Source organism: Pseudomonas sp. COR18 (assembly GCF_048568395.1).
Taxonomy (GTDB): domain Bacteria; phylum Pseudomonadota; class Gammaproteobacteria; order Pseudomonadales; family Pseudomonadaceae; genus Aquipseudomonas; species Aquipseudomonas fuscovaginae_B.
Map to the genome: position 1 here is coordinate 153,566 of NZ_CP183808.1, position 23,710 is coordinate 177,275.

At 61.9% G+C, this 23,710-nt stretch carries 17 protein-coding genes and 1 pseudogene; 9 read left to right on the forward strand and 9 right to left on the reverse strand.

The window, feature by feature from the left end:
- Positions 1 to 138: 138 nt before the first annotated feature.
- Positions 139 to 4,977 carry a hemagglutinin repeat-containing protein gene (locus ACM62G_RS00705; RefSeq protein WP_419736487.1) on the reverse strand — a complete coding sequence of 1,613 codons (4,839 nt, stop codon included), beginning with the start codon at positions 4,975 to 4,977 and terminating at the stop codon, positions 139 to 141.
- Positions 4,920 to 9,287, reverse strand: a complete 4,368-nt coding sequence (locus ACM62G_RS00710; RefSeq protein WP_419736488.1) for a filamentous hemagglutinin N-terminal domain-containing protein — start codon at positions 9,285 to 9,287, stop codon at positions 4,920 to 4,922. The genes ACM62G_RS00705 and ACM62G_RS00710 overlap by 58 nt, the downstream gene beginning before the upstream one ends.
- A 255-nt stretch (positions 9,288 to 9,542) precedes the next feature.
- On the opposite strand from ACM62G_RS00710, the gene ACM62G_RS00715 reads away from it, so the two are divergent.
- Together ACM62G_RS00715 and ACM62G_RS00720 are read left to right on the forward strand one after the other, a co-directional pair.
- The gene (locus ACM62G_RS00715) at positions 9,543 to 10,166 is read left to right on the forward strand and encodes a trimeric intracellular cation channel family protein (protein WP_419736489.1); all 624 of its coding nucleotides are present in this window, start codon (positions 9,543 to 9,545) and stop codon (positions 10,164 to 10,166) included.
- Between the two features lie 342 nt (positions 10,167 to 10,508).
- Positions 10,509 to 10,787: pseudogene (locus ACM62G_RS00720) on the forward strand (DUF6124 family protein); the annotation flags it as partial.
- A 90-nt stretch (positions 10,788 to 10,877) separates the two neighbouring features.
- Here the strand turns inward: ACM62G_RS00720 and ACM62G_RS00725 are convergent.
- Positions 10,878 to 11,129 (reverse strand): BrnA antitoxin family protein, encoded by a 252-nt coding sequence (locus ACM62G_RS00725; protein WP_273823396.1) that lies wholly within the window; start codon positions 11,127 to 11,129, stop codon positions 10,878 to 10,880.
- Positions 11,116 to 11,385, reverse strand: a complete 270-nt coding sequence (locus ACM62G_RS00730; protein ID WP_416772765.1) for a BrnT family toxin — start codon at positions 11,383 to 11,385, stop codon at positions 11,116 to 11,118. Before ACM62G_RS00730 ends, ACM62G_RS00725 begins: the two co-directional genes overlap by 14 nt.
- Positions 11,386 to 11,882: 497 nt before the next feature.
- Between ACM62G_RS00730 and ACM62G_RS00735 the strand changes: the two genes are divergently transcribed.
- Complete coding sequence (locus tag ACM62G_RS00735) at positions 11,883 to 12,431, forward strand: RNA 2'-phosphotransferase (protein ID WP_273823358.1); 549 nt, start codon at positions 11,883 to 11,885, stop codon at positions 12,429 to 12,431.
- Between the two features lie 78 nt (positions 12,432 to 12,509).
- On the opposite strand, the gene ACM62G_RS00740 is transcribed toward ACM62G_RS00735, so the two are convergent.
- Entirely contained in the window at positions 12,510 to 13,025 is a 516-nt protein-coding gene (locus tag ACM62G_RS00740) for a GNAT family N-acetyltransferase (RefSeq protein WP_273823357.1), read from the reverse strand.
- Between the two features lie 143 nt (positions 13,026 to 13,168).
- Here ACM62G_RS00740 and ACM62G_RS00745 point away from each other — a divergent pair, with 143 nt between their 5' ends.
- Positions 13,169 to 13,726, forward strand: a complete 558-nt coding sequence (locus ACM62G_RS00745) for an NADAR family protein (protein ID WP_054056407.1) — start codon at positions 13,169 to 13,171, stop codon at positions 13,724 to 13,726.
- Between the two features lie 9 nt (positions 13,727 to 13,735).
- On the opposite strand, the gene ACM62G_RS00750 is transcribed toward ACM62G_RS00745, so the two are convergent.
- The gene (locus tag ACM62G_RS00750) at positions 13,736 to 14,962 is read right to left on the reverse strand and encodes an MFS transporter (protein WP_419736490.1); all 1,227 of its coding nucleotides are present in this window, start codon (positions 14,960 to 14,962) and stop codon (positions 13,736 to 13,738) included.
- Positions 14,963 to 15,004: 42 nt separating this feature from the next.
- The gene (locus tag ACM62G_RS00755) at positions 15,005 to 16,177 is read right to left on the reverse strand and encodes an MFS transporter (protein ID WP_419736491.1); all 1,173 of its coding nucleotides are present in this window, start codon (positions 16,175 to 16,177) and stop codon (positions 15,005 to 15,007) included.
- Positions 16,178 to 16,272: 95 nt separating this feature from the next.
- Here ACM62G_RS00755 and ACM62G_RS00760 point away from each other — a divergent pair, with 95 nt between their 5' ends.
- The 4 genes from ACM62G_RS00760 to ACM62G_RS00775 all read left to right on the forward strand — a co-directional run bounded on the left by ACM62G_RS00760 (position 16,273) and on the right by ACM62G_RS00775 (position 19,579).
- Positions 16,273 to 17,175, forward strand: a complete 903-nt coding sequence (locus ACM62G_RS00760) for a LysR family transcriptional regulator (protein ID WP_419736492.1) — start codon at positions 16,273 to 16,275, stop codon at positions 17,173 to 17,175.
- 183 nt (positions 17,176 to 17,358) lie between these two features.
- Complete coding sequence (locus ACM62G_RS00765) at positions 17,359 to 18,117, forward strand: hypothetical protein (RefSeq protein WP_273823353.1); 759 nt, start codon at positions 17,359 to 17,361, stop codon at positions 18,115 to 18,117.
- 59 nt (positions 18,118 to 18,176) lie between these two features.
- Entirely contained in the window at positions 18,177 to 18,935 is a 759-nt protein-coding gene (locus ACM62G_RS00770) for a hypothetical protein (protein WP_419736493.1), read from the forward strand.
- Complete coding sequence (locus tag ACM62G_RS00775; protein ID WP_416772753.1) at positions 18,932 to 19,579, forward strand: hypothetical protein; 648 nt, start codon at positions 18,932 to 18,934, stop codon at positions 19,577 to 19,579. Before ACM62G_RS00770 ends, ACM62G_RS00775 begins: the two co-directional genes overlap by 4 nt.
- Before the next feature lie 40 nt (positions 19,580 to 19,619).
- Here ACM62G_RS00775 and ACM62G_RS00780 read toward each other — a convergent pair whose 3' ends face one another.
- Complete coding sequence (locus ACM62G_RS00780; RefSeq protein ID WP_273823350.1) at positions 19,620 to 20,573, reverse strand: sensor domain-containing diguanylate cyclase; 954 nt, start codon at positions 20,571 to 20,573, stop codon at positions 19,620 to 19,622.
- Positions 20,574 to 20,576: 3 nt separating this feature from the next.
- Positions 20,577 to 21,569: a response regulator gene (locus ACM62G_RS00785; protein WP_419736494.1), complete on the reverse strand. Its 993-nt coding sequence runs from the start codon at positions 21,567 to 21,569 to the stop codon at positions 20,577 to 20,579.
- 296 nt (positions 21,570 to 21,865) lie between these two features.
- Here ACM62G_RS00785 and ACM62G_RS00790 point away from each other — a divergent pair, with 296 nt between their 5' ends.
- Positions 21,866 to 23,698 (forward strand): serine hydrolase domain-containing protein, encoded by a 1,833-nt coding sequence (locus tag ACM62G_RS00790; protein WP_419736495.1) that lies wholly within the window; start codon positions 21,866 to 21,868, stop codon positions 23,696 to 23,698.
- The last annotated feature ends 12 nt before the right edge of the window (positions 23,699 to 23,710 follow it).

The window sequence follows — 23,710 nt, forward strand, 5'->3', positions numbered from 1 at the left end:
CGGATATTGATTCCCTTACTGCCACTGGGACAAAACCTCGACCGCCCGTCGCAAAATGTGCGAGCCGGCCATCTTGACAAGAAGCAAACCAATCCAAATCATTGACTTCTAAAAACTCCTCATCCATTTCCAATTCCATTACTCAGCTCCAAATATGTTAGTGCAATTCTCACAACGAGGAACTACATCTCCCGTCCTCGGGCGAATCGCCGACGTGAACTTAATATCGCCCAGCTTGAGGCCAGGATTATTCAAAAGCAATTCATTAGCAGCCCTAAATTCAGCGCAGCGCCCCAACGTATTACCACACGCAGTTTTTACTCCCAACCCACCCAAACTCTCAGCATACGCCTTTAACTCAGGAGCAATTACATCCGGAATTGCTCCGCTGGATGCAGTTACGATCCTTCCTGTTAAAGGATCCACAGCACCAATAACAGTTGGCGGCTTATACTTACCAAAAGTCGCAATATACTCTTCCAACTGCCGACTTGCGTCTTCAAGAAGCTTACCGGCTTCCTCCGTCCCCTTTGCACCTTCCTTTAAGGCAACGCCAGCACCACCAAAAACCCCAAAAGCGGTACCACCTAACGCAGCATCCCCACCAGCAATCTCTGCCGCAATGATACCCACCTCATTGCACAACGCAGGAGAAAGCCCACACCCCATGGCTAACTCTGGGAGAGCCAAAGCAGCGCCAGCAGCTCCAGAAGCATACGCCCAGCCTTCAACAAAATCGTGGCCTGGCCCTCTGTAACCATCACCTCTCGCAAGCGCTCGTTGAGCTTCGCTTCTTTCCTCCGGAGTCGCTCCCTGCTGAACCAGATAGGTGTCCCAACTAGCTGCGGCCGCACCGAAGCTATCACTCAGAGGGAAAGATATTTCATTGTTCTCAACAGCGTTCTTCGCCGTGTTGCCTGCCACGACGGCACTGGCCGAGTCGCCACCAATCAGGCCCCCCACCAAACCACCGGCCAGCGTCGACAACGCCGAGATTTTCTGCTTTTCAACTTCACTCAGCTCACTGGCTTTCTTGCCTGGATAAAGCTGAGCTGCAAGCAATTCCCCTATACTGGCGCCAGCGGCTCCAGCCAACGCCGAACCATCCTGAGACTTAGCCAATACTGCGCCAAGAACCGCGTGGGCCATGATTCTGGCTTCGAGATTATCCCCCGTACTCTCCTTGATAATGCCGGCCAGATAGGGCGCCGATGCCCCCGCCAAAGCTTGAGCAATGTTGCCACCAGCCAGCCCCTGAATCGCGGCCGTAACAGCCTGCGCGGCACGTTGGTAGTTACCCCCCGTGCCGTAATCACGCATGACAACGTTGGTAATCTGGTTGGCAATTTGCTCGTTGGTGGGATTGGTGTTGCCCTTCTCGGCCAATTGCTGACGAGCCGCTTCGATCTTCTGAGGATCCTTCAGCGCCTTGGCTGTCTCAATTGCTCCTTGGGTTCGAATAATGTCTGCTGCCTGGGTACCGATCTCTCCGATCAGTTGTGCCTGGCGCAAACGTTTCTGCTCTTTTTCCTTGTCAAAAATCGGGCTCAGAGCATTGTTCGCGTGCTCGACATCACGGCTCAGCGTGGCGACATCCTGCTGCTGCTTGTCCTTGTCACGGATGTTGATCTCACCCGCCGAGACCGCCGAGTAGGTTGTACTACTGTCATGACCACTGTGGTTCGCTCCAGCCAACAGCATGCTGCCCATGTTGCCCATGAACATCGAACCGGTGTTGCCACCTGTCCCGCCGCTGATTCCTTGGTGCTGGCTGGTAAAGTCAGCCTTGTTACCGATATCGGTCCAACCCAGTGTTCCAGTGCTCAGCTTGTTTTGATCGGCAGTGGATGTACTCGCGATTGCCGCACCATTAAGCTGGGTATGCTCCCCAACAGAGACCTGATAGCCATCCTTACCGGCAAAAAGGCCGGTTTGCTCCTGAACGCTGTCGAAGTTCGACTTGATCTTGTCCTGGCTGATACTGAGCGATGCGCTGCCCGACATGGTGCCGAAAGTAAAGCTGGCACCGCCGCTGACGTTGGTCTGCTTGGAATCAAAACGATCGGAGTCTTGCAGACTGGTCAATGCCAGATTACGGCCAACATCGGCAACCACCTTCTGGGCTGTAGCCTGCGCGCCTTCCAACGTAGTATCCCGGCCACTTTTCAGGGTCAGTTGATTACCAGCGGTGACAGTGGTTTCTGTCCAGGCAGTCCCATTGCCGTTCTCCTTGCCGACACCACTGTTTCCGCTAGCAAAGATACTTAGCCCCGCACCACTGGAACTCACCCCCAGACTGATGCCAACCGCTCCACCACCACTCTTGTTGGAGCCTTCCTGCTTCTGGACATTACTTCCCGCACTCAGCTCAATGTCCCGAGCGGCAGTCATCGATACATCATGACTGGCCTGCAGCTTGCTGCCGACGACAGAAATATCTCCAGCAGTGGAACCCGGCTGCCCATTACCCGTCGCAATGATGGTCAGGTCTTTACCAGCCGTCAGGCTGCTTCCTTGACTGACGCTTTGCTCCTGAAGCTGCTTGGAGCTGGACTTCTGGGTTCCCAGTGACAAGGAGATACCCACAAAGCTACCAGTCTGTGCACCAGACTCCAGTGCCTGAGCGCCCTGCCAAGCCTGATACCCGGACAAGCCAGCCTTGATGCCCTGCAATGCCGCAAGACGGGAGTCGTCCTCCTGCTTGGCGGCCTGAACAGTTTGTACTGCGGTATTGACCGCTTCACCAACGACACCGGACAACGCTAACGTCAAACCGCTCTTGCTGCTGGTCTGAGCGGAACGAGTTGAGTTGGTATTGGCAGCATCAGTGATATGAACATTTTGCCCAGCGAGGTTGATATCTTTATCAGCGACCACATCGCTGGCCTTGATAGTCAGATCCTTGCCAGCAGTGATATTCACGCTGCCCAGCACACTGCCAACGGTACTGGCCTTTTCTGTTTTGGTTTCAGTGCTTTGCGTATAGGTATTCTTGGAGGAACCCAAGGTCACACCTATGCCACCAGAACTCATCAAGCCAGACTTCTTGGTCGACTGGCTATGTTGTGCACTGAAGCTTTCGGTATCACTCTCAATGCGGATGTCGTTGCGGGCTTGCAAATCGGTTTGTTCTGTAGAAACCACGTTGCTGGCGGAAACGACAAGATCATGCCCTGCCTGAATCAGCGTCGTATCCGCGCTAAGCGTTGCCCCTGTCAGCGATGTGCTGCTGGAAGAGTCACTGCTTTTCTTGCTCGTACTGGAGAATCCGAAACCACCCGACTTCGACTTGGCCGAAGCGTTGAACTGGCTGTTTTGCGCTGCGCTCAAGTTGACGTCGTTGCCAGCTTGAACAACCAGAGCACCCTTTTCACTATTAACGGTTGAGCCCGTGATATTTACGTCATTAACAGCGGCAATCGTGGTCTTCCCTTGCGCCTCGATAACCGAAGAAACAACCTGTTCACTACCGCTTTCCGTCATCGTCGATGACTTCTTGCCCCAAGAGCCTTTTTTGGTCTTGGAGTAGTAGGAGTAATCACTGTTTGCTGCCGTTTCCAGCGTCAGATCATTACCTGCGTAAACATAAGCATCATTACCCGATGTCACTCGGCTGGCCACCAACCTCAGATCGTTGCCCGCCGTCAGCATCAGGCTGCCGCCAGCATTGACCGAGCTGGAAACCTGGCTGCTATGGTTCTCCTCCCCCCGATACTTCTTATTCCAACCGCTGTAGCTACTTTCATTCACGGCTGAATGCAGTGTGAGATCATTGAGCGCGCCCATGGCAATATCGCGCTTGGCATCAATCTGGCTGGCAGTGCTCCTCAGATCGCGCCCGGCGCTGATGGACACATCCCGCCCGGAACTCAGCGTCGAACTCAACTGAGTCACCTGGGCACTGGCGTAGTTGTCATAGCGGACACTGCTGGCCTGCTCGGTCGAGGCGATGCTGACATCCCGCCCGCCCGTGATCTGTGTGTCGCGCCCGCTTTGCAGGACACTGCCCTGGCTGACGACATCACGACCCGCCTTGACGCTCAGGTCATTGCCCGCCTCGATACGCGCAGCACTGTCCGCAAAATCCTTGCGATCGCTGATCAGGCCGTCATGGCTCTGATGCGTGGTCACCGTCCGCTCGTTGCGCACATCGCCCGTGACGGCCGTCACGCTCACGTCGCGCCCGGCGATAATCCCGCCGGCCTTGTTGCTGAGGTTGTTGTTCGCCAAGGCGTCGAGACGATTGCCCGCCTCCAGCAGACCGCTGTTCACAAGGTCATTGTTGGCGGTCGCCTTCAGGTTGTTGCTGGCCCGCAGGGTGCCGGCGTTTTCCAGGTCCTTGCCGGCGATCAGGCTTACATCTGCGCCCTGGATCAGCGCGCCATTGTCCGCCAGGCGGTTATTGGCATTGGCCAGGTAAAGCACCGGAACCAGGACCTGCTCACCATTGATCGTCTGGTTTTCCATCCAGACGATGTCGTGGGTCAGCGCCGCGACCTGTTCGGAGGTCAGGGTTACGCCCAGTTGCAGATTCAGTTGCTGCTTGCTGGCGACGGCGTTGTTCATCAGGTACTTGAACATCGCGTCATCGGAGGTCTGCCCATCGATGAAACGCTGCCCGGTACGAGCCGTCACGGCCTGCTGGATCAGTTTCTGCTCATAGAAACCATCACCCAGGCGCTTGGCACTGGCGTCCGGGTCGTAGCCCAGGTTGGACAGCAGGTAGTCCGAACTCATGAACTGCTTGAGGTCGGTGAGCACCGGGTTGGTTTCGATCAGGTATTTCTGCGGGCTGGAGCGCCCCGAGGTATCCGGCAAGCCCGGTACATGCGGCGGGTTGGCGGCCTGGGCCGTACTGCCCTGCCCGCTCAGGCGGAACAGACCGTTCTGGCCTGTCGGCAAGCTGAAGCCGGGCAAGGTCACCGGGTTGATCTGCTGCTGGGCCAGGTCGGGCGGGAGCTGCGCGTTGATGTACACCGCCGTCGAAAAACCGTTACCCGTCCCCGTGTCGGCGGCGGTGCGGCCTGCTGCGACATACTCATAAAAAGGCCGGATGACGCTGTTGCTGATCTTGTTATCGGCATCGAGCGTGACATTGCCACCGGCCTGGATGATGGCGTCGTAGGACTTGTCACTGATGTTGGTGGTGACTGAAGTCCCCCCAGGTCGACGGTCGCCCAGCGGAAGAACGCACTCAGGTCCGAACCGTAGGAAGCCGAGGGCGTCGGGTTGTTTCTGGCGTTGAACGTCGCGGCAGCGCCGGCCGCGGCGCCGGTTTCGTTGACGAAACTCCAGTAGCGGCGCGTGGTTTTGATTTCCTGCGGTTGCAAGCCCTTGTTGTTGATCGTGCTGGCGTTGACCTGCACATTGCCCGTCGCGGCAATGATACTGCTGGTGTTGTTCAGCGTTTGCGTGTCGATCTGCAGGTCGGCGCCACTGGTCAGGCTGGCGGCCGCGGTGCTGCGGGTGACATTCAGGCGATCGGTTTCCGCCAGTTCCCACAGGCCGTTGATACGGCCACCACCCCGATCATCGCAGCCGGCCACGGGGATCAGCGTGCAGGAAAGCCGGGTAATGCCCGTGGCACTCTTTTCATGCTCGGTGTATTCCAGCACATCCATGATGTTGTTGACGGTCATCGCCGCAATCGTCAGCTTGCCGAGGCTCTCGATGTCCCCCGAGCGGTTATCCAGCAGATCGGCCTGGGTCCCCGCCCCGTCGCGGGCAATCAACGCCGTCCCCAGGCTGTAGACCTGCGCATAGCTATTGGTGAAGCGGCTGGCCAGCAACTGCAGGTCGCCGCCGCTGGAGATCAGGCCCTGGTCGTTGACCAGCGCCCCGGTGGTGACCAGCAGGTCCTTGCCGCTGCCCAGGGTGCCGGTGTTGGTCACACCGGCTGCGGTCAGTTTCAGGTTGTTGCTGGAGGTCACGCGCCCGGCGTTGTTGAGCAAGGCATCGAGGTTGATCGTGGTGTCGCCACCGCCGGCGATGCTCGCCGTACTCTCCAGATCGGCCTGCGCCGCGTGGAAGTCCAGGGTGCCGAGGCTGCTCAGGCGGCCCTTGCCGCTGTAGTGGCCGCTCAGGTCGATATCCAGGGCACCGTCGGTGCCGAACAGCCCATCGTTGCTCCAGTCGATCCCGCGGCCCTTCAAGTCCGACGTCGACAGAAGCTGGCCGCTGGCGGTCTGGGTCAGGCGGTTGACGTTGACGGTCAGGTGCTCGGCCTGAATCGAGGTGCTGTTGGTCCAGCTGTCGCCGTCGAGCGTCAGGTCGCCATGGGTGACCAGTCGGCCGCCGACGTCCTCGAGGTTGGCCATGGAGAGGCCGAAGATCCCGGTACCGACGTGCAGCAGGCTGCCGCCCTGGTTGCGGAAGCTACCGGCGTCGAGCGCAATATCGGTATTGGCGGTTTCCAGGGTGCCGTTGCTGTTGTCGAGCAAACCGCCGATGGCGAAGACGGTCTTGAGGCTACGGCCCAGCGAGCGCAGCTGGCCATTCTGGTTGTCCAGGCTGGCCGCCGTGGTCGACAGGGTGCTGCCACTTTCGATGATGCCCTGGCGGTTGTTCAGCTTGCCCAGCAGGGAGAAACTGATTTCGCTGGCGCTGATCTTGCCGCCCTGGTCACCGCTGTTGTCCAGGTCGTTGCCGCTGACCTGTACCAGGTTAGAGGCGTAGAGGCCGCCATTGCGGTTGTCGAGGTTGCCGTTGCGGGCATCGAGCACCGCGTCGCCGGCCTGGGCGGCGATGCGGCCACCGTTGTTGTCGATGCCGCCGAAGGCATTGAGGGCCAGGCGCTGCGCCTGGATCGTGCCGCCCTGGTTGTTGTCGCTCAGGTCATAGCCGTTTTTCAGTACGCCGACGATGTGGCTTTCGAACGCGCCCTTGACGCTGGACAGCAGGCCGCCGCGGCTGTCGAGGTTGGCGGCGGTGACGGTCAGGTCACCGTCCTGGGCGATGACCTTGCCGCTCTGGTTGTCGATATCGCCCGTGGCGGTCAGGCTAACCGCGCCCTTGCCCTGCAGCGAGCCCTTGGCATTGCCCAGGCTGTCGGCAGTGAGTTGCAGGTCGGCGTTACGGCTGGCGATCAGGCCGTCGGCGCTGTTGTCGACGTGGCCGCTGGCAGTGATCAGCAGGGTGTCGGTGGCGCCGATGGTGCCCTGCTGGCTGTTGTCCAGGCTGCCGGTGAGCAGGGTCAGCAGGCCCTGGCTGTTGATGCCGCCGTGCTGGTTGTTGATCTGTGCACTGCGCTGCACCCGCAGCGGTCCGGCGCTGGAGAGCTTGCCGTAGTGATTGGTCAGGGTGCCGAGCAGGTCGAGAGTGACCCCGGCATTGCCGGTGAAGGTGCCGTGGCTGTTGTCCAGATCGGTGCCGGTGAAGCTCAGTGCGTCATCGGCGCTGATCGTGCCGGCGTTGTTCAGGGTCATCGCCTGCAGGGTCAAGACGGCCGAGCTGGTGATGGCGCCGCCCAGGGTGTTGTCGAGCAGGCCAGTGATGGTGAGCTTCTGGGCATCGCCGCTGGAGAGGACGCCCAGGTCGCTGTTGTCGAGGCTGTCGGCCTTGACGGTCAGGGTTTTCTGGCTGACCACCGCACCGGCCTGGCTGTTGAGCAGCGCACCGCTGAGGGTGACTGCGACATCACCGTTGCGGCTGGAGACGGTACCGCTGTTGCGGTTGTCCAGGCGGGTGCCGGTGACGGTCAGGCCCTGCCAGCCGGAGATCACACCGTTCTGGTTGTTGAGCGCGCCGGTGGCGGTGAGGTTCAGGGTGTTCTCAGCCATCACCAGGCCGGTGAGGTTGTCCATCGTGCCGAGGATCAGCGTGCTGCTGGCCTTGCTGGAAACTTCACCGCCGTTGTTGTTCAGATGGCCGAGAGTCGCGGTCAGTTGGCCGACGCTGTTGATCAGGCCGCCCTGCCCGTTCAACGTCGTGTCGGCGGTCAGGTTCAGGCTGTCCGAACTCAGGACCCGGCCCTGGTTCTGGTTGTCGAGGGTGCCGGCGATGACCGTGACCTGGCGCTTGCCGCTCAGGGTACCGCCCTGGTTGGTCAGGGTCTGGGTGGTGGTGACCGTCAGGTCGCGGCTGGCGATGACGCTCTTGCCGGTGTTGCTGAAGTTCTGCGCGGTGACTTCAACGTCGCCTTCAGTATTGCGGCTGTTATCGGCATTGACCCCGGCTTCGATGATGCCGTTGTTGGTCAGTTGGCCGCCGCTGTTCACGGTGATGCGGTCCTTGGCCACCAGGTTGTTCTGGCTGGTCAGGTCGCCGGCGGTCTTCACGTCCAGGGTGGTGCCGGCATAGACCGGGCCCTTGGCTTCCAGGCTCTGGGCCTTGATATTGACCGCCCCGGTCGCGGCGGTATCGACCAGGCTCAGGTGGCCGTTGGCATCGAGCTGAATGTCACCGCCGCTGGCGACCATCTTGCCGTCGAGCTTCACCCCGACACCGGCTTCGGTGCCCACCAGTTTGATCGCGCCGGCGTACATGCCGCCCAGGGCCGAGGAGTCGATCGCCAGTTGCGGTGCAGTGGCCGGATCGGCTGCGCGCGCGGTCGCCTGCAGGGTCTTGGCATCAACGTCGTTGGCCCCGGCGACGAGGGTCAGGTTCTTCGCCTGGATCTCGGCATTGAGCTTGGCCGAGCGGGTGATGATCTCGAAGCGGTCGAGATTGTTGGCGTTCAGGCCCGCGCCTTCGATAGACACACTGCCCTTGTCCACTTGGTAACGGCTGACCTCACCGTTCTCGATCACCGGTTTGCCGGTGGTCAGCGTCGCCTGCGGCGTGTTGATGAAGCCGCAACCGTTGCAACTGATGCCATAGGGGTTGGCGACGATCACATGGGCCGACTGACCCGCCACTTCGGTGTAGCCGCGCAGTTGGCTCGGGCTACCACCGTTGACCTCGTTGAGAATGGTCGACGCGGCGCGACCGTTGAGGTTGCTGTTGCCGAGAATGATCCCGCCCAGTTGCGTCGACTGGGTGCGGCCGGTGGCGTTGTTGAGGATGACGCCGTTGCTGCCGACGTTGTAGTCCTGGAACTGGTTGTGCGACAGGCCGCTGGCATTGGGTGCGGCGATGTTGACGATGGGCACGCCATTGCCCGCCTGCCCCAGCGTCGTCCCCGGCGCACTGACCACGATGCCGTCGGCCTGGGCCCACAGGGGTTGCCAGAACATGACGTTCGCCAGCAGGAAGGCAATCCCGCGCTTGGGCAGCCCCAGGCAATGGTCACGGTTTTTCAGGGATGCAGAAGGCTGGCGCGCAAGGAAGGCGAACTGGCGAACGTCCATGTCAAAAATCTCGGCGTTCCACACAAAAAACGGGCCGCCTGATCTCTCTACAAAGAGACAGGCAGCCCGTTTTCTGCACGAATGATATTAATATGATGTCACAATATTAATTTGCCACTATCTTGACGTCAACGATCTCTCTGCTACGCGGGAGAGAACGGAGATCAGCAAAATCGCCTCCCCGCCCCACCTCACGGCTCTCCACTCACCGTCTAATGTTGTGGTATCCCGCCCAGGCCAGAGAGGGACCCGCTCATGAAAACCCGAGTCGAACAGGTGGTGCTGCTTGCGGACCTGGTCGGTACCGCCGTGTTCGCCGTTGAAGGTGCGATCAGTGCCATGCGCGCGGGCCTGGATCTGCTGGGGGTGATGGTGATTGCCTTCATCGTGGCCCTGGGTGGCGGCGTCACCCGCGACCTGCTGATCGGCGCCACGCCCCCCAACGCGATACGCGACTGGCGCTATCCGGCCCTGGCGTTTGCCATGGGGCTGCTGGCCTTTGTCTTTCATACCCAGGTGTTCAGCCTGTCGGAGTCGCTGCTGACCCTGCTGGATACCGCAGGCCTGGCCCTGTTCGCCATCGCCGGTGCACAGAAGGCACTGAACTTCGGCATCTCGCCCTTCGTCTCGATGCTGATGGGCACCATCACCGGCGTCGGTGGCGGGGTCATTCGCGATATCGTGCTGGCGCGCATTCCGATGGTGCTGCAGGCCGACCTGTATGCCAGCTCTGCCTTCACCGGCGCCGCCGCGCTGATCATCGCCCGGCGCCTGGGTGTACCGCCGGTGAGCGCCGCACTGCTGGCCGCAGCCGCCTGCATCGCACTGCGCCTGGCTTCGGTGAGCTGGGGATGGCAGTTGCCGAAGATCACGGTTTGAAACAGAAGGTGCGTGCATCCCAGCGACCAAAGCGGGACAACTCCCTTTCCCCTGAGTGAAATTTCCTAGAAAATCCCAAGCGCTTGTTTGCGCCTGATCCCGTGGCTAGGCTTCGGCTCGTCACTGCTCATCAGTGACCGGGTTTAGTCGCCCGCGAAACTAAGGCGCATAGCGTCATCCTTGAGACAGGCATTTTTGCCTGAGCTATATGGTGGCCGTGCGCAGGGCACCCTCGGGTGCGCCGGTTCCCTAGTTTCCGGTCGACTAACCTGCGTACGGCCGCCACCTTATCGTTTAGTCGCGGGCAGTGGCGGCTCCAGCCAAACTAGGGAGTCATGCTGCATGTTCAAGATTACCCCCAATCCCCCGGCCTCATCTCACGCAGAAACCGTCGCCCCGCACATCGCCGACCGAGCCTTGTCTCATTACGATCTCGGACCGTTACGCAATAGCCCGCCCGAATCCAGACATCAGGAAGACGCGCTGGTGACCGTCTACTCCATCCTGCAATCGGCAGCGGCCACCGCCTATGAGAACGCGGACAACCAGACCGGCTCGAACCGCAAGGTCGCCATGGGCGTGGTGCATCTGATCGAAATGGCTCAGATGTGGGTGGATTCCGTGCTGGATAAATCGGCACTGACAACTGATAGAGCTGAGGTAGTGACAACGGGAAGCCCGGCTTACCGTTGTCACTACCTCAAGCAGTATCTACCGATGATTTTGGCTTTGCTGGGCCTGCATGTACTGACGCAGCAGTTGGTTGATCCGAGTCTGATAGCCCGCACCTTGTCCCTTGAACCACTCGAGCACATCAGCATCCAGACGGATAGTCACCGCCTGCTTTACCGGCACGCGCAGTTCGGCACGACGAAAGAAGTCTTCACCCAACTCCGGCATATCATGGGTGTCGATGTCTTGATCTTCCTGTTTAGCCAGACGCTCCCAATCAGTTTTCGACATAGCGTTTAGCCTCCTGTTTAGTGGCTTTTCGGGCGGACAGGATACGAATCACATCCCCTCGTCGCTCGGTGTATACGACCACGCCCACCAGCGCCTTGATCCAGCCAAGGCCAATCCAGCGCTCCTCGCCATAGCCGTAGCGGTCATCGCGCAGGGCCAACATGGGGTGCTGGAACATGTCCGTGACATCATTGAAGTCGATGCCATGTTTGTGAATGTTCAGTTGGTTCTTGTCTTCGTCCCATTCAAACTGCATAGGACGCCCTGTATTTACGTACGTACATACACAATACGCTCCTGAGTAAAAAATCACAGCACCCATAGTGAGAATCTGACCGACACCTTTACCCCGCTTAATTGTCGGATAGCACTGAGACAAGCGTCCTGGCTACCTAATCTGCTGGTTCAGATGCAGCGGATAAACCTCAATGAGCCAGATGGGAAACAGTGGCAGACATGACCTTCCCATGATCCGAACGGTCAGTCAGGGAGGGTGTCGTCAAGCTTCAGATGGCAAAGGCGATTGCCTGTAGGGATCAGAGGCTAAAGAAAAAGCCCCCCCACTGGCATCCGAAATTCTGTGATCAATCTTTACTGCCTGGCGCACTAGCGCTGACGCTTGCGTCGTTGCCATCTGAGACTCCAGAGGCACTGGGATCAAGGCCGAATGACGCGCTGTGCTCGTCCCAATCGATGTGATAATTTTTAAAAACAGATAGCCGCTTCACCCAGGAAAAAATCAAAAAGGAAAGGATGAACACTAAAAAACTCACCGAAACCAGCAAGTTCCTCAGCTACGTTCTACGACACGAGCCCCAGTCCATCGGCCTTCAACTGGACAGCGAAGGCTGGGCGGATATCGACGCCCTGATCGCTGGCGCCGCCCAGTCAGGCCGTACTCTGGACCGCGAACTGATCCAGGCGGTGGTCAGCAGCAACGACAAAAAGCGCTTTGCTCTTTGCGAAGACGCACGCCGCATCCGTGCCGTGCAGGGGCACTCCACCGAAACGGTCAGCATCCAGCACATCGAGAAAGTGCCGCCCGAGGTCCTGTACCACGGCACAGCCACCCGCTTCCTGGAGTCGATCCAACAGAAGGGATTGATCCCGGGCTCTCGCCATCATGTGCACCTCTCCCAGGAAGTGAACACCGCCGTCGCGGTCGGACAGCGATACGGCAAGCCTGTGGTACTGGAAATCGATGCGCTGAAAATGCATCAGCAGGGCTTCAAGTTCTTCCAGGCCGACAATGGCGTCTGGTTGACGAACCATGTCCCGACCTCCTTCATCACCCAGCAATAGCCGCTGTTTTCGGACCACGCCGTTCTCCAGCGGCCAACTTGCGCAGCAGGCTTCCCGCCTCGGCTCAAACTGCGGCTCCTAGCCCTTCAGCCGCAACACCATCGCACACCGCAACCCCGCGTCATGGCCTAAGCCCACTTCATGCTGCAACTGCGCCACATGTTCCTCGCCCAGACTCGCCGCCTCGACCTCGACAAACCCCAGCCGCGCATAGAACGGCGCATTCCAGCGCAAATGCCGGTAGGTGGTCAGGCTCGCCGTTGCGAACAGTTCGGCCCGCGCATGGGCGAGCGCCGCGGCCATAAGAGCGGTACCCAACCCCAGTTTCTGATGCACAGCATGCACCGACAGCTCGACGATGAAGAACGAGCGATCCATGGTTTCCGCTGCCAGAAAGCCCACCGGCTGATCGTCGGCATCGGTTGCCACCCACAAGGTACGGTGACGACACAACTGCTCCAGATAATCCGCCGGCAACGGCTCGCCCTCGGCCACCCAGCCCAGTCCGACTTCGCGAAAAATGGACGCGGCGGAACGCTCGACCGCCGCCAGGGCGGGAATATCGTCAGGACGTGCGGGGCGAATGACAGGCATCGGGATCTCGGGCTCGCGAATAAAACGCTCACCATAACAAAACCCCACCCGACTTGACCCCCTACCCACCCGCCCCTGCAATCAACCTCGGCCCATCGTGGTAACCTCAGCCCCTCAAACTGTCTGCCGCCAAGGAGGCCCACTTGCCCGACTCCATTCACCTGGACGCCCTGCGCGCTCGCTTCAACGCCGGCGAAACCCTGAAGTACGTGTTCTTCTGGGGCCACCAGCGCAGCAAGGACACCCTCACCGCCAGTTGCTTCAGCCAGTGGTATAACGCCGAATTCACCGTCGACGGGCAACGCTACCTCACCGCCGAGCATTTCATGATGGCCGAGAAGGCCGCACTGTTCGATGATCAGGACATTCGCACCCAGGTGCTGCACGCCCCGACACCCGGCGCGGCCAAGGCCCTGGGTCGCAAGGTACGCGGCTTCGATGATCAGAAATGGCTGCAGCATCGCTACGGGATTGTCGTGAAAGCCAACCAGGCCAAGTTCTCACAGAACCCGGCGCTGGGCGACTTCCTGCGCGGCACCGGCTCACGCATCCTCGTCGAGGCCAGCCCGGTCGACAGCATCTGGGGCATCGGCCTGGCCCAGGACGATGCGCGGGTGAACGATCCCAACACCTGGCAAGGCCTGAACCTGCTGGGCTTTGCGCTGATGCAGGTCCGCGACGGACTGAACCCGGCGCAATAGCCCTATCGCTCAGCCCTGGCTGCCCGCCGCCAGGGCCGAACGCTCCAGCCCCCGCTGCACGACCCACACCAGCGGCAACGTCAGCAGCAGGATCGCCGCCAGGGTGATCACCGCCACCGGTATGCCGGTGAGATCGCCCAGTCGTCCAGACAGCATCGGCGCCAGCGCCCCCCCGCCGATCGTACCGGTGTAGAACAGGGCGAACGCCTGCTCGCGACGCCCCGCTGGCGAGACATCCGGCACCGCGCCATACAGCACCGAGGAGGTGCCGTTCAGGGCCAGCCCCAGCAGCGGCAACATCAGCATCAGGCCCGCCAACGGCAGGTACACCGCCAGGATGATCAGCAGTGCCGTGGCCGACTCCGTCAGCCAGACCGTCCTCACCATGCCGATGCGCGCCCCCAGGTAACCGCAGAGCAGCTTGCCGAAGGCACCGCCGACGAACAGCAGCGCCAACGCCACGCCGATGCCCGCCGTCCCGGCCCCCTTACTGGTCAGCAGGAACGGCAGGAAAGTGAGAAACCCCATGCGCACCGCACTGTCCAGCACGCCGGTCGCCAGCAGCGCCCGCAACCCGCTGACGGAGCCGCTACCGACACCGGCCTTGGCCTGTTTCTCCTGAGCAACTGCGCGATGCTCCCGCCTCGGAATCAGCCACCACAGCAGCGCAGCAGCCGCCAAGCCCAGCAGCCCGACCAGGCTGACACTGGTACGCCAGCTGATCAGTGTCAGCAGCAGACCGACCAGCGCCGGGATCAGCATCTTGCCGATGTCGCCGGCGAAGTTGTATTGCGACAGCGCCTCCTTCACGCCCCCTCCGGCCTCATGGCTGTCGGTGACCATCGAGGACGCCAAGGGGTGCTGGGTACTGGCGCCCAGTCCGCCCAACATCAGCGCCAGCAACAGTACCATCAGCCCACCGGCCTGCCCGGCCAGCAGATAGGCCACTCCCGCCAGCGCGGTCCCGCCGATCAGCAGGCGCTCGCGCCCCCAGCGCCGCGCAGCCCGGCTCGCCAGCAACTGCAAGCCGGCCATCACCCCGGAATAGGCGCCGCGCAGCAAACCGACCTGGGCGTAGCTCAAGCCGAACTGCACTTGCCAGATCGGCAGCAGGACATAGATCACATCAGTCAGGCCATCGTGCACTGCATGGGCGCCGCAAGCCGCCAGCAGCGAGCGGCGGCGCACCGAGGTCGCAGCGGTTGGGGGTTCGTTGAGGACAGCGTCTTCGTTCATGGTTTTCATTATTGGGAACGCCAGGCAGCAGGGTTGAAAACATCAGGCGTGGCTTGGACAAGCCCTGGGTCGGCGCCAGCCGACCAGGGCAAGCAGCAGCGACAGCAGTTGGAAGGCAATGATCAGCGCCACGCAGCCCGGCCAGCCCCACGGGCTCCAGATCAGCGCCGGCACGACGGCACCGCCACTGCCGCCCAGGTAATAACCGCTCAGGTACCAGCCGACCGCGCCGGCCTTGTTGTGGCGGGCAGTGGCCGTGATGAAGGCATTGGCGGCGGCCTGCGCCAGGAACACACCCGTGGAGCTCAGGGCCAGGCCCAGCACGATCAGCCACAACGACGGCAACAAGGTCAGCAGCGAACCCGCGCCCCCGAGCAGCGCCGCCCCCAGCAGCAGCTCGGACTGCGGCCGGGATCGGCTCAGGCGCCCCGCCAGCGGGATCACCACCAGCGCCAGCAGGAACACCATGTAGAGCGTGCCCAACGCCGCGCTGCCCAGTTCGAACGGTGCCTGGCCCAGATACAGGCCGGCATAGGTGAAGGTCGCCACCTGGGAGAACAGCACGCAGAAACCCACGCCATAGGCCGCCAGCAGCGGCCGACTGCGCAACTCGCGCCGGGCCGGCAGGCCATCCACAGCCTGGCGCACCGCCGGCCGCGGCTGGGCCGGCAACAGATAATGGATCGCCACCGCCACCAGCAGGCTGATCGCCGCCAGCAGCTCGAAGCCTTCACGCCAACCGATGTACTCGCTTATCACCCCGCTGACGAAGCGCCCGGCGAACCCGCCCAGCACCGTCCCGGCAACGTACAGGCTGGTGACCTCGGTCACGCTGCCACCGCTCCAGCGCTCGCCGATGTAGGCCACGCTGCTGGCGAACACCAGCGGAATCAGCATGCCCTCGGCGAACCGCCAGGCCAGCAATTCGGCAAAGCTGCCGGCATGGGCGGCCAGCCAGGCCGGCCCGCTGGACAGCAGCGCGGCCGCGACGATCACCGTGCGCCGCTCGAAGCGGGCGGTCAGCCGGCTGACGAAGGGCGCGGTGAGCGCCACCGCCAGGGTGGTCACCGTGATGCTCCAGCCGGCCTGCCGCGCGCTCACCTGAAAATCCACGGCCAACACCGACAGGATGCTCTGGGTGGCATAGAGGTTGAGAAAGGCCACGCAGCCGCAGAGAAACAGCGCGACACGGGCGGACAACGGACGGGAATGCATGGAGCCTCTCGTTTTCTGGCGTGAGGACTTTATAAGATAGGCGCATCGTCCAAGACCAATACCGAATTCGGACCGATCAATACCCAAGGATCAGGATGCTCGACCTCCGCCGATTGCGTTACTTTCTGACCGTGGCCCAGGAGCTGCACTTCGGCCGCGCGGCGCAACGCCTGCACCTGGCCCAGCCACCGCTGACCCGGCAGATCTCGGCGCTGGAAGCCGAGCTGGGCTTTCGCCTGTTCGACCGCACCAGCCGCTCGGTGACCCTCACCGCCCAGGGCCGGCATTTCCTGCCCTATGCCCGCGCCGCGCTGGAGCAGGTCGACCTGGCCGAAGTGATCGCCGGCAAGCTGGCCAAGGGCCTGGCCGGCCAGTTGAGCATCGGCTACGCCAGCTCCATCGCCCTCTCGGACCTCTTCAGCCAGGCGATCCAGGTGTTTGCCCAGCGTTTTCCAGAGGTGCAACTGGCCCTGGTGGAAGAGCCTTCCGGCGCCCACTGGTCGCAGATCGTCGATGGGCGCCTGGACATCGGCATGAGCCGCAAGGCCCTGCCCACCGGGCAGCGCGCGGTACAGTCATTGTCCCTGGGCGATGAACCGCTGGTGGCCGCCCTGCCCAGCGACAACCCGCTGGCAAGCATGAACACGGTGACGCTGGAACAACTGGGCGCCCACCCGCTCATTCTGTTTCCGGCCGACTACGGGTCGGGACTCAACGAAACCATCGAGCAGCTCTACCAGCGACACGGCGTGTCATTGCAACGCGGCCCGGCCGGACGTCAGATCACCTCGATCATCGCCCTGGTCGCCGCCGGCCGGGGTGTGGCCCTGGTGCCCGCCTGTGCCCAGGCCCTGGCGAAAAAGGGCGTGACCTACCGGCCGCTGTCCGATCCCCAGGCCTGCGCCCCACTGCTGGTACTGACCCGCACCCAGGAGCGCGGCCTGCTGGTGGAAGCATTCATGGGCGTCATCGACGAGTTGAGGCCGGTAGGCAAGTAGCGCACGGCGCGCAGGAAAGCTTTAACGCTACGGCGCGAAACCGTATTCGCATTGACGGTCGTGGCGCGGAGATTCATAGGTCTTTACCTGACGCACCGTTACGCGATAATAGCGCTTAGCTATCATCCTCCAGATTCTCCCCCTCGTAAGAATGCCCCGGCTAACAAGGAGTTGGCACCGTTGATGCCCCCAGCAGATTCACTTGCACCCCTGACCCGCACCCAGAAACTCGCTTCGCTGATCACCCGTGCCGTCGCCGGCCTCAGTGTGATCCTGGCCGCCCTGTGGGCCCTGATCACCTACGTGGTGCCCGACCCGAGCGTCTTCGGTTTCAGTTTCATCAGTTGGAAGAACGTGGTGCTGCTGGTCAGCACCTTCATCTACCTCGGCTCGCTGTCGCTCGCCTGGCAAATCCGCAACCGCAGGCCACTGCTGCGCGGCATCTTCCAGTTCTGCCTGATCAGCGTGCTGTCTTTCGGTTTCTTCATCCTCGGTACCGAATACGCCAAGCCTTCGTTCGAATTTGCCAAGGTGCAATCGAAGGTCGTCGAAAATGACAGCAGCAACCTGCTGGGCAAACGCCTGGAAGTCATCGATAACGTGCGCTTCGAACTGGAAGGCTGCGAAAACATCGGGCGCCTGCCCACCTGCACCTTCGAGTTGACCAACCTGAATGTGGACCGCCAGTTCCGCTTCAGCAGCGACACCCGCCTGTTCGACGAGATCGGCGGACCGCTGCGTTTCGAATCCCTGCGGGTCGGTCAGTCCGAAGGCTCCACCTGGCAAGCATTTCAATTGATTCGCAACGTGCCCACCCGGGTCACCCTGGTCTTCCAGCAGAGCAGCAGCAAGCTGAGCAGGACGCCGGCGATCCGCCTGCTGTTCAACGATGAACGTGGCGAAACCCATACGCTGAAATTCAGCGACATCGCCATGCAGTAGCCAAGCCGCCACACCATTGCCGCCAGCACGATGCTACTTAGAGTCAGGAAGCCCACGACATGCTACAGGCCTTCAGCCGCGGAAAGTCGCACCTTTACAGACGCTATCTCGGTCACCGGGAAGCTGATGAAGCCCGGGTGTGCGAAGAGGACGAGATCACCGCATTGATCATGGGGCCGCTGGATTACCTGCCCGCTGCCACCACCAGCCGGTTCTGGCGGGCCATGGTCGAGCAGGATAGCCGGAGCACCGCCCATGGATTTCCCGAGGGCCCCGCCCAGCACGTCGAAATGCACTTCTGGCCACGGCGGGCAATAGAACCGGACCTTCTGGTCGAGCTGCACTGGCCCGGCGGAACACGGCGCCTGCTGCTGATCGAATTCAAGTGGAACGCCGCCCTGAGCGGCAGCGATCAGTTGCATCGCCAGTGGGATGAGTTCCTCACACCGGGCGAGCGCGAAGATGCCTGGCACCTGTTCATTGCCCCGGAAATCAGCGCCGGCCTCAATGCGCTGGCCGAAGGCGATATCTGGGACGGTCGCCTGTTGCTGCGCACCTGGGCCGATGTCCTGGAGGTGCTCAGGCACCTGCGCGACCCCGATGTCCCTGGCCTGCAGAAATGGAAAAAACAGGTCAGGTCTTTCCTGGTAAAACTGGGGATCAATCGTTTCCGGGGTTTCAGGCACCTTACCCCACCCCGAACCGTCGATGATCCGGTCATTTTCTACAGCCCCATGAACGGCTTCACAAAGCTGGTGGCGCCACCCACCTTTCCCGAGGCGGATTCGCCCGCCTTTATCTGGAGTACCACACCGTGAACACCTCAGCCGATATTGGCAAGTCGATCAGGGACAGCTTCCACTTCGTGTCCAGGGTCGGCGCCGAATGCGATCACCTGGCAAAACTGATCCGGGAAGAGTTCAGTCGGCTGCTGTTGACCGCGGAAATCGCGAAACGCTACCGGGTGGCAGGCAAATGGATCGACAAATCCATCAATGACGCACATGGCTGGGTCTGCCTGGAGATGGGCTCTTCACTGCCCTTGATCATCAGGCCCAAGCAAAAAATTGGCGGCTATCTGTTCGTCCAGATCAGCCTGGCCGGACATGGCACCGATGCCAAAGATCCACAAGGCCCCTTGCTGCACGTTGGCTGGTGGCATGAACCCATTGACTTTGACGAGTACCATATGGGCTTCCCACTCGTAGCCAGCCCCTGCCTCACACTTGAGGAACAGCGTTTGTTCAAGTGGACCTACTCGGCCTCCGAGACCGAATGGTGCTACAGCCTGCGCCTGACAGACATCAACAGTCCGGCAGACGTACAGACCCACATCATCAGGCCGATGAAAGCTCTGCTGCTCGGCAAAGCGCCCGCGGACGCACTGTCAGGGACAGCAGCGGTGCGTTATGAATCGGTGAATGACAACACGGGGTACTACCGGATACTGGCTGAGTCGTAACGCCCCTCGCCTCATACCCGCCTTGAGGAAGGCACGCGCCCTACTCGTACACCGTCACACAATTACGCCCCGCCTTCTTCGACTGATACAACGCCTGGTCCGCCCAGGCGATCAGGTCGGCGTGGGTCACCGAGGGGCGGCTGAGGTCGGCCACGCCCAGGCTGATGGTGAAACGGATGGCCACGCCCTCGTGCACCACTTGCTGCGCCTCGATCGCCTTGCGCAGGCGCTCGGCAAAGAACCGTGCACTGGCCTTGTCGGTGTCCGAGAGCACCACACCGAACTCCTCGCCGCCATAACGCCCGGCCACGTCGCTGTCGCGCACATGCTCGCGCACCACCTCGGCCACCCGCTCGATCACCTTGTCGCCCGCCTGGTGCCCGTAGGTGTCGTTGACCCGCTTGAAGTGGTCGATATCGAACATCACCAGGCTGGTCGGGTTGCCATGGCGCTGGTTGCGCGCATAGGCCACCTTCAGGCTCTCCTCCCAATGCCCGCGGTTGTACAGCCCGGTCAGCCGGTCGGTGCTGGAGAGCTTCTGCAGTTGCGCGTTGACCGCCTGCAACTGGTTGCGGTTGGTGGCCACGTCGGTCACGTCGTAGATCACCAGGCAGATATGGTGGATCGCACTGTCGGTCGAGCGCAGCGCCAGCAAGGTGGTGTTCTGGTACATGAAATCTTCCTGGCCGGTGATCGGCTGGTAGTTCTTGAACCGTACCAGGTAGGGGCGCTGCTCCCAGATGGTGAAGCCCGGCGTGCCGAGGGTCGCGACACTTTCCACCTTGCGGCTGAACCACTCGCGGTCGACCTCGGGAAACAGCTCGAAGAACGAGCGGTTGTGCGCCTCGCCCGGCTGCACCCCGGAGCGGTTCTCCATGAAGGTGTTCCACACCTGCACGCGGTAGTCGCGGTCGAGCACCACCACGCCCACATCGATGCTCTGGACGATCGCCAGCAACCAGTGAAACTCGTTCAGATCGATGTGGTCGCTCATGGCTCAGCTCATCAGGTAGGCGAGTTTATGGGTCAGGCGCTCGATCGAGTCCTCGGTGAACAGCAACAGCAGGTCGAAGTGGATATCGTGACCTTCCAGGCTGTAGCTGATCTCCACCGCCAGGGTCTTCTTCCAGCGCTGGCTGTTGATCCGGATCAGGTCCTCGATGGCCGCGTGCTGCCCGAGAATCTGCGGGTGGCCCTGGGAGAACACCACGTCGATCTGCTCGGCGATGCTGCTCAGGCAGGCGCCGATCAGCACGCTGGACAGGTCCAGGAGCATTTCTAGGTCCGAATAGTCCGGACCCTGGCGCTTCATCAACTGGGCCATGTCGGCGATTTCCGAATCATGGAACATCAGCAGCGCCTCACCGGCGATACCGCCACCGATAAAGCCCTGGCAGATGGCGGTGAGCCGCTGGCAACTGCCGGCATCCGCCAGGGCCATGTGCAGCTCGCCGACTTCGAGGATGTTGACGTTCGGCACCGGCAACTGCACGAACACCCCGAGCACCTTGGCAATCAGCGCGGCCGCACGGCCAATGGCGACGTTGACCGTCTCGCGGAAGGCATCGCGAAAGCTGATCTGCGCGTCCGAGGTCGGGCGCAGCGGTGCCTCGTCCGGTGCATCGAGCAGGCCCAGTTCGCCCAGGATGCGCTGCAACTCCTGCTGGTCGAACGGTTTTTTCAGGAACGCCAGCGCACCCAGGGCGCGGACGCGGCGCACCGCCTCTTCCTGGACGTCGCCGGAGATCACGATGACCTGGGCCTGGAGCCCTTCGGCACGGATAGCCGCCAGTACCTGGTAGCCGTCCATTTCCGGCATGGTCAGGTCGAGCAGCACCACCTGCCCCAACCCCTGGCGAATCGCCTCCAACCCCTGGCGTCCGTCACTGGCCTGCGTGATCGAGACCGGCCAGTTCGCTGGCAGAGCGCGCAATATCTGCTTGCGCGCCATGCTGGAGTCATCACACACAAGTAGGGGAATCACTGACACAGACCGGCGCTCACGTGTTGGGCATCAGGGAAAACATTAGTGGCATGATGCCATAAAATTGACATAAAACACTGATCGCCGAGGAATTATTGAGAACCACGTCGAATAATCCGCCAGGGTATCGCCGATACGCAACTCAGGGAATGCCCTAGATCAAGGATACACCTGCCGGCTCCGGGCAGAGGGCCGACGACGCGGATTACACTCTTTGACATTTTTTCGACAAACCACTCACAGACCGGCAAGGCACTCGAGCCTAGGATAGGTGGCCCATTCGCCAGTTCGCCGGGTGCTCCATGTTCCGCTCGCTCTGCACGCTCCTCCTGATCGGCTTCCTGCTGGGCAGCACGGGGTGCAACGGCCAGCCGCCGGTGCCGCCGCCCACCCTGGAAAAGGGCGACTACAGCGGCATCATCCGCTATTTGCAGGAGCGGATTCCCGAGGAGATGGCCGAGCAGAACGTCCCCGGCCTGTCGATCGCCCTGGTCGCCGGCCAGGAGGTGATCTGGGCCCGTGGCTTCGGCTATGCCGACAAGGCCGGCGGTGTCAGGGTCACCAACCACACGGCGTTTCGCGCCGATGCCCTTTCCAAGCTGCTGACCGCCAGCGCCACCCTGCAACTGGTCGAGCAGCAGCGGCTGAAGCTGGACGCACCGCTACAGGACACCCTCCCGGAGTTCCATGTCCGCTCGCGTTTTCATGAGCGCCAGCAGGAGGCGGACCAGGCCGTCACCCTGCGTCGCCTGCTCAGCCATCAGGCCGGCCTGCCCGGCGAATACCTGCGCGACCTGCGTACGCCGTCGGCGCTCGACCAACTGCCGCAACGGGTTTCCGGCCTGTGGTTGAGCAATCCACCGGGCCGGCAGGTGGCCTATTCCAACCTGGGCTACGCCCTGGTCGGCGCAGCCATCGAACGCAGCAGCGGCGAAACCTTCGAGAACCAGTTGCAGAAAACCCTGCTGCAACCGCTGGGCATGACCCAGTCGAGCTTCATCGGCGACAGCGAGCTGCTGCCCTTCCGGGCCCAGGGCTACCGCAACGGCTCGCCCCAACCCGACAGCGCGATTCGCGACCTGTCCGCCGGCGGCCTGTGGACCAGCCCGCAGGACCTGAGCCACTACGTGCAGATGCTCTTCGCCGAGGGCACCTACAAGGGGCGGCGGATCATGGCGGCGCAGTCGGTGCGGGAGATGTTCCGCCAGCAGAACCGCGGCAACGCCCTGGATTTCGATTGCCCGATGGGCCTGGGCTGGTTCCTCGCGCCGTGCGGTGACGAGATGATCAGCCCGGGGGTGCGGACCTTCCAGCACAGCGGCTTCAGCGGCGACTTCGTCTCGCAGATCAGCCTGCTACCGGACCCGCAGTTGGCGGTGATCATCATGGCCAACTCCGACACCAGCGCCGACCTGGTCGCCTCGCTGACCACCCGTTCGCTGCGCATGATGCTCCAGGCCAGCGCCGGGCAGGCCGCCTGCACCGAGGCTTGCGAGGACGAGCCGCTGGCCGCCGGCGAGAGCCGCCGCCAGGTGCCCAGTGCCATCGACCGGCAGCGCCTGGCGGGGTTCTACGCCACCTATGCCGGCGTGCTGCGCATTCGCGACGAGAACCAGCGCCTCTACGCCGAGCTGGGCGGCGAACGCTTCGAGCTGCTGCGTGATGAACAGGGCTGGCTGCGCGCCGAACAGAAGCGCCTGGGCTTCTGGCCGGTGGACCTGGGCGAGTTGGGCCGGCTGCAACTGGACCTGACCACGGTGCAGGGCCGGCAGATCCTGCTGGCCCGCAGCCATGGGCAGTTGATTCCACTGGGGGAACGGATCGACCCGGTGCCCCTGCCCAAGGGCTGGCTGAAGACCGTCGGGGACTACCAGGTGATCAACTCCGACGAGCCGCAGACGGCCCTGAGCGGCGTGAGCATCCGCATCGAGGAGGGTTTCCTGCTGATTCGTGGACGGATCGAGGAAGAGGAACTGACGGAGTTCATCCTGCTGCCGGTCGACAATGCCCACGCGGTGGTCGCCGGTAGCGGGCTCGGCCTGGGTGACACCATCAGCCGCCAGGTGCTGGGCATCACGGCCTTGGGCTATCGCTTCAAGCGCGCCAGCAAGGCGCCACCCAACCTGGTCTTCTAGCCCAGGTGGCGG

Coding starts and splice junctions, on each gene's coding strand:
- ACM62G_RS00710 (WP_419736488.1), bottom strand. CDS start 9,287: ATGGACGTTCGCCAGTTCGCCTTCCTTGCGCGCCAGCCTTCTGCATCC.
- ACM62G_RS00715 (WP_419736489.1), top strand. CDS start 9,543: ATGAAAACCCGAGTCGAACAGGTGGTGCTGCTTGCGGACCTGGTCGGT.
- ACM62G_RS00725 (WP_273823396.1), bottom strand. CDS start 11,129: ATGTCGAAAACTGATTGGGAGCGTCTGGCTAAACAGGAAGATCAAGAC.
- ACM62G_RS00730 (WP_416772765.1), bottom strand. CDS start 11,385: ATGCAGTTTGAATGGGACGAAGACAAGAACCAACTGAACATTCACAAA.
- ACM62G_RS00735 (WP_273823358.1), top strand. CDS start 11,883: ATGAACACTAAAAAACTCACCGAAACCAGCAAGTTCCTCAGCTACGTT.
- ACM62G_RS00740 (WP_273823357.1), bottom strand. CDS start 13,025: ATGCCTGTCATTCGCCCCGCACGTCCTGACGATATTCCCGCCCTGGCG.
- ACM62G_RS00750 (WP_419736490.1), bottom strand. CDS start 14,962: ATGAACGAAGACGCTGTCCTCAACGAACCCCCAACCGCTGCGACCTCG.
- ACM62G_RS00755 (WP_419736491.1), bottom strand. CDS start 16,177: ATGCATTCCCGTCCGTTGTCCGCCCGTGTCGCGCTGTTTCTCTGCGGC.
- ACM62G_RS00760 (WP_419736492.1), top strand. CDS start 16,273: ATGCTCGACCTCCGCCGATTGCGTTACTTTCTGACCGTGGCCCAGGAG.
- ACM62G_RS00765 (WP_273823353.1), top strand. CDS start 17,359: ATGCCCCCAGCAGATTCACTTGCACCCCTGACCCGCACCCAGAAACTC.
- ACM62G_RS00770 (WP_419736493.1), top strand. CDS start 18,177: ATGCTACAGGCCTTCAGCCGCGGAAAGTCGCACCTTTACAGACGCTAT.
- ACM62G_RS00780 (WP_273823350.1), bottom strand. CDS start 20,573: ATGAGCGACCACATCGATCTGAACGAGTTTCACTGGTTGCTGGCGATC.
- ACM62G_RS00790 (WP_419736495.1), top strand. CDS start 21,866: ATGTTCCGCTCGCTCTGCACGCTCCTCCTGATCGGCTTCCTGCTGGGC.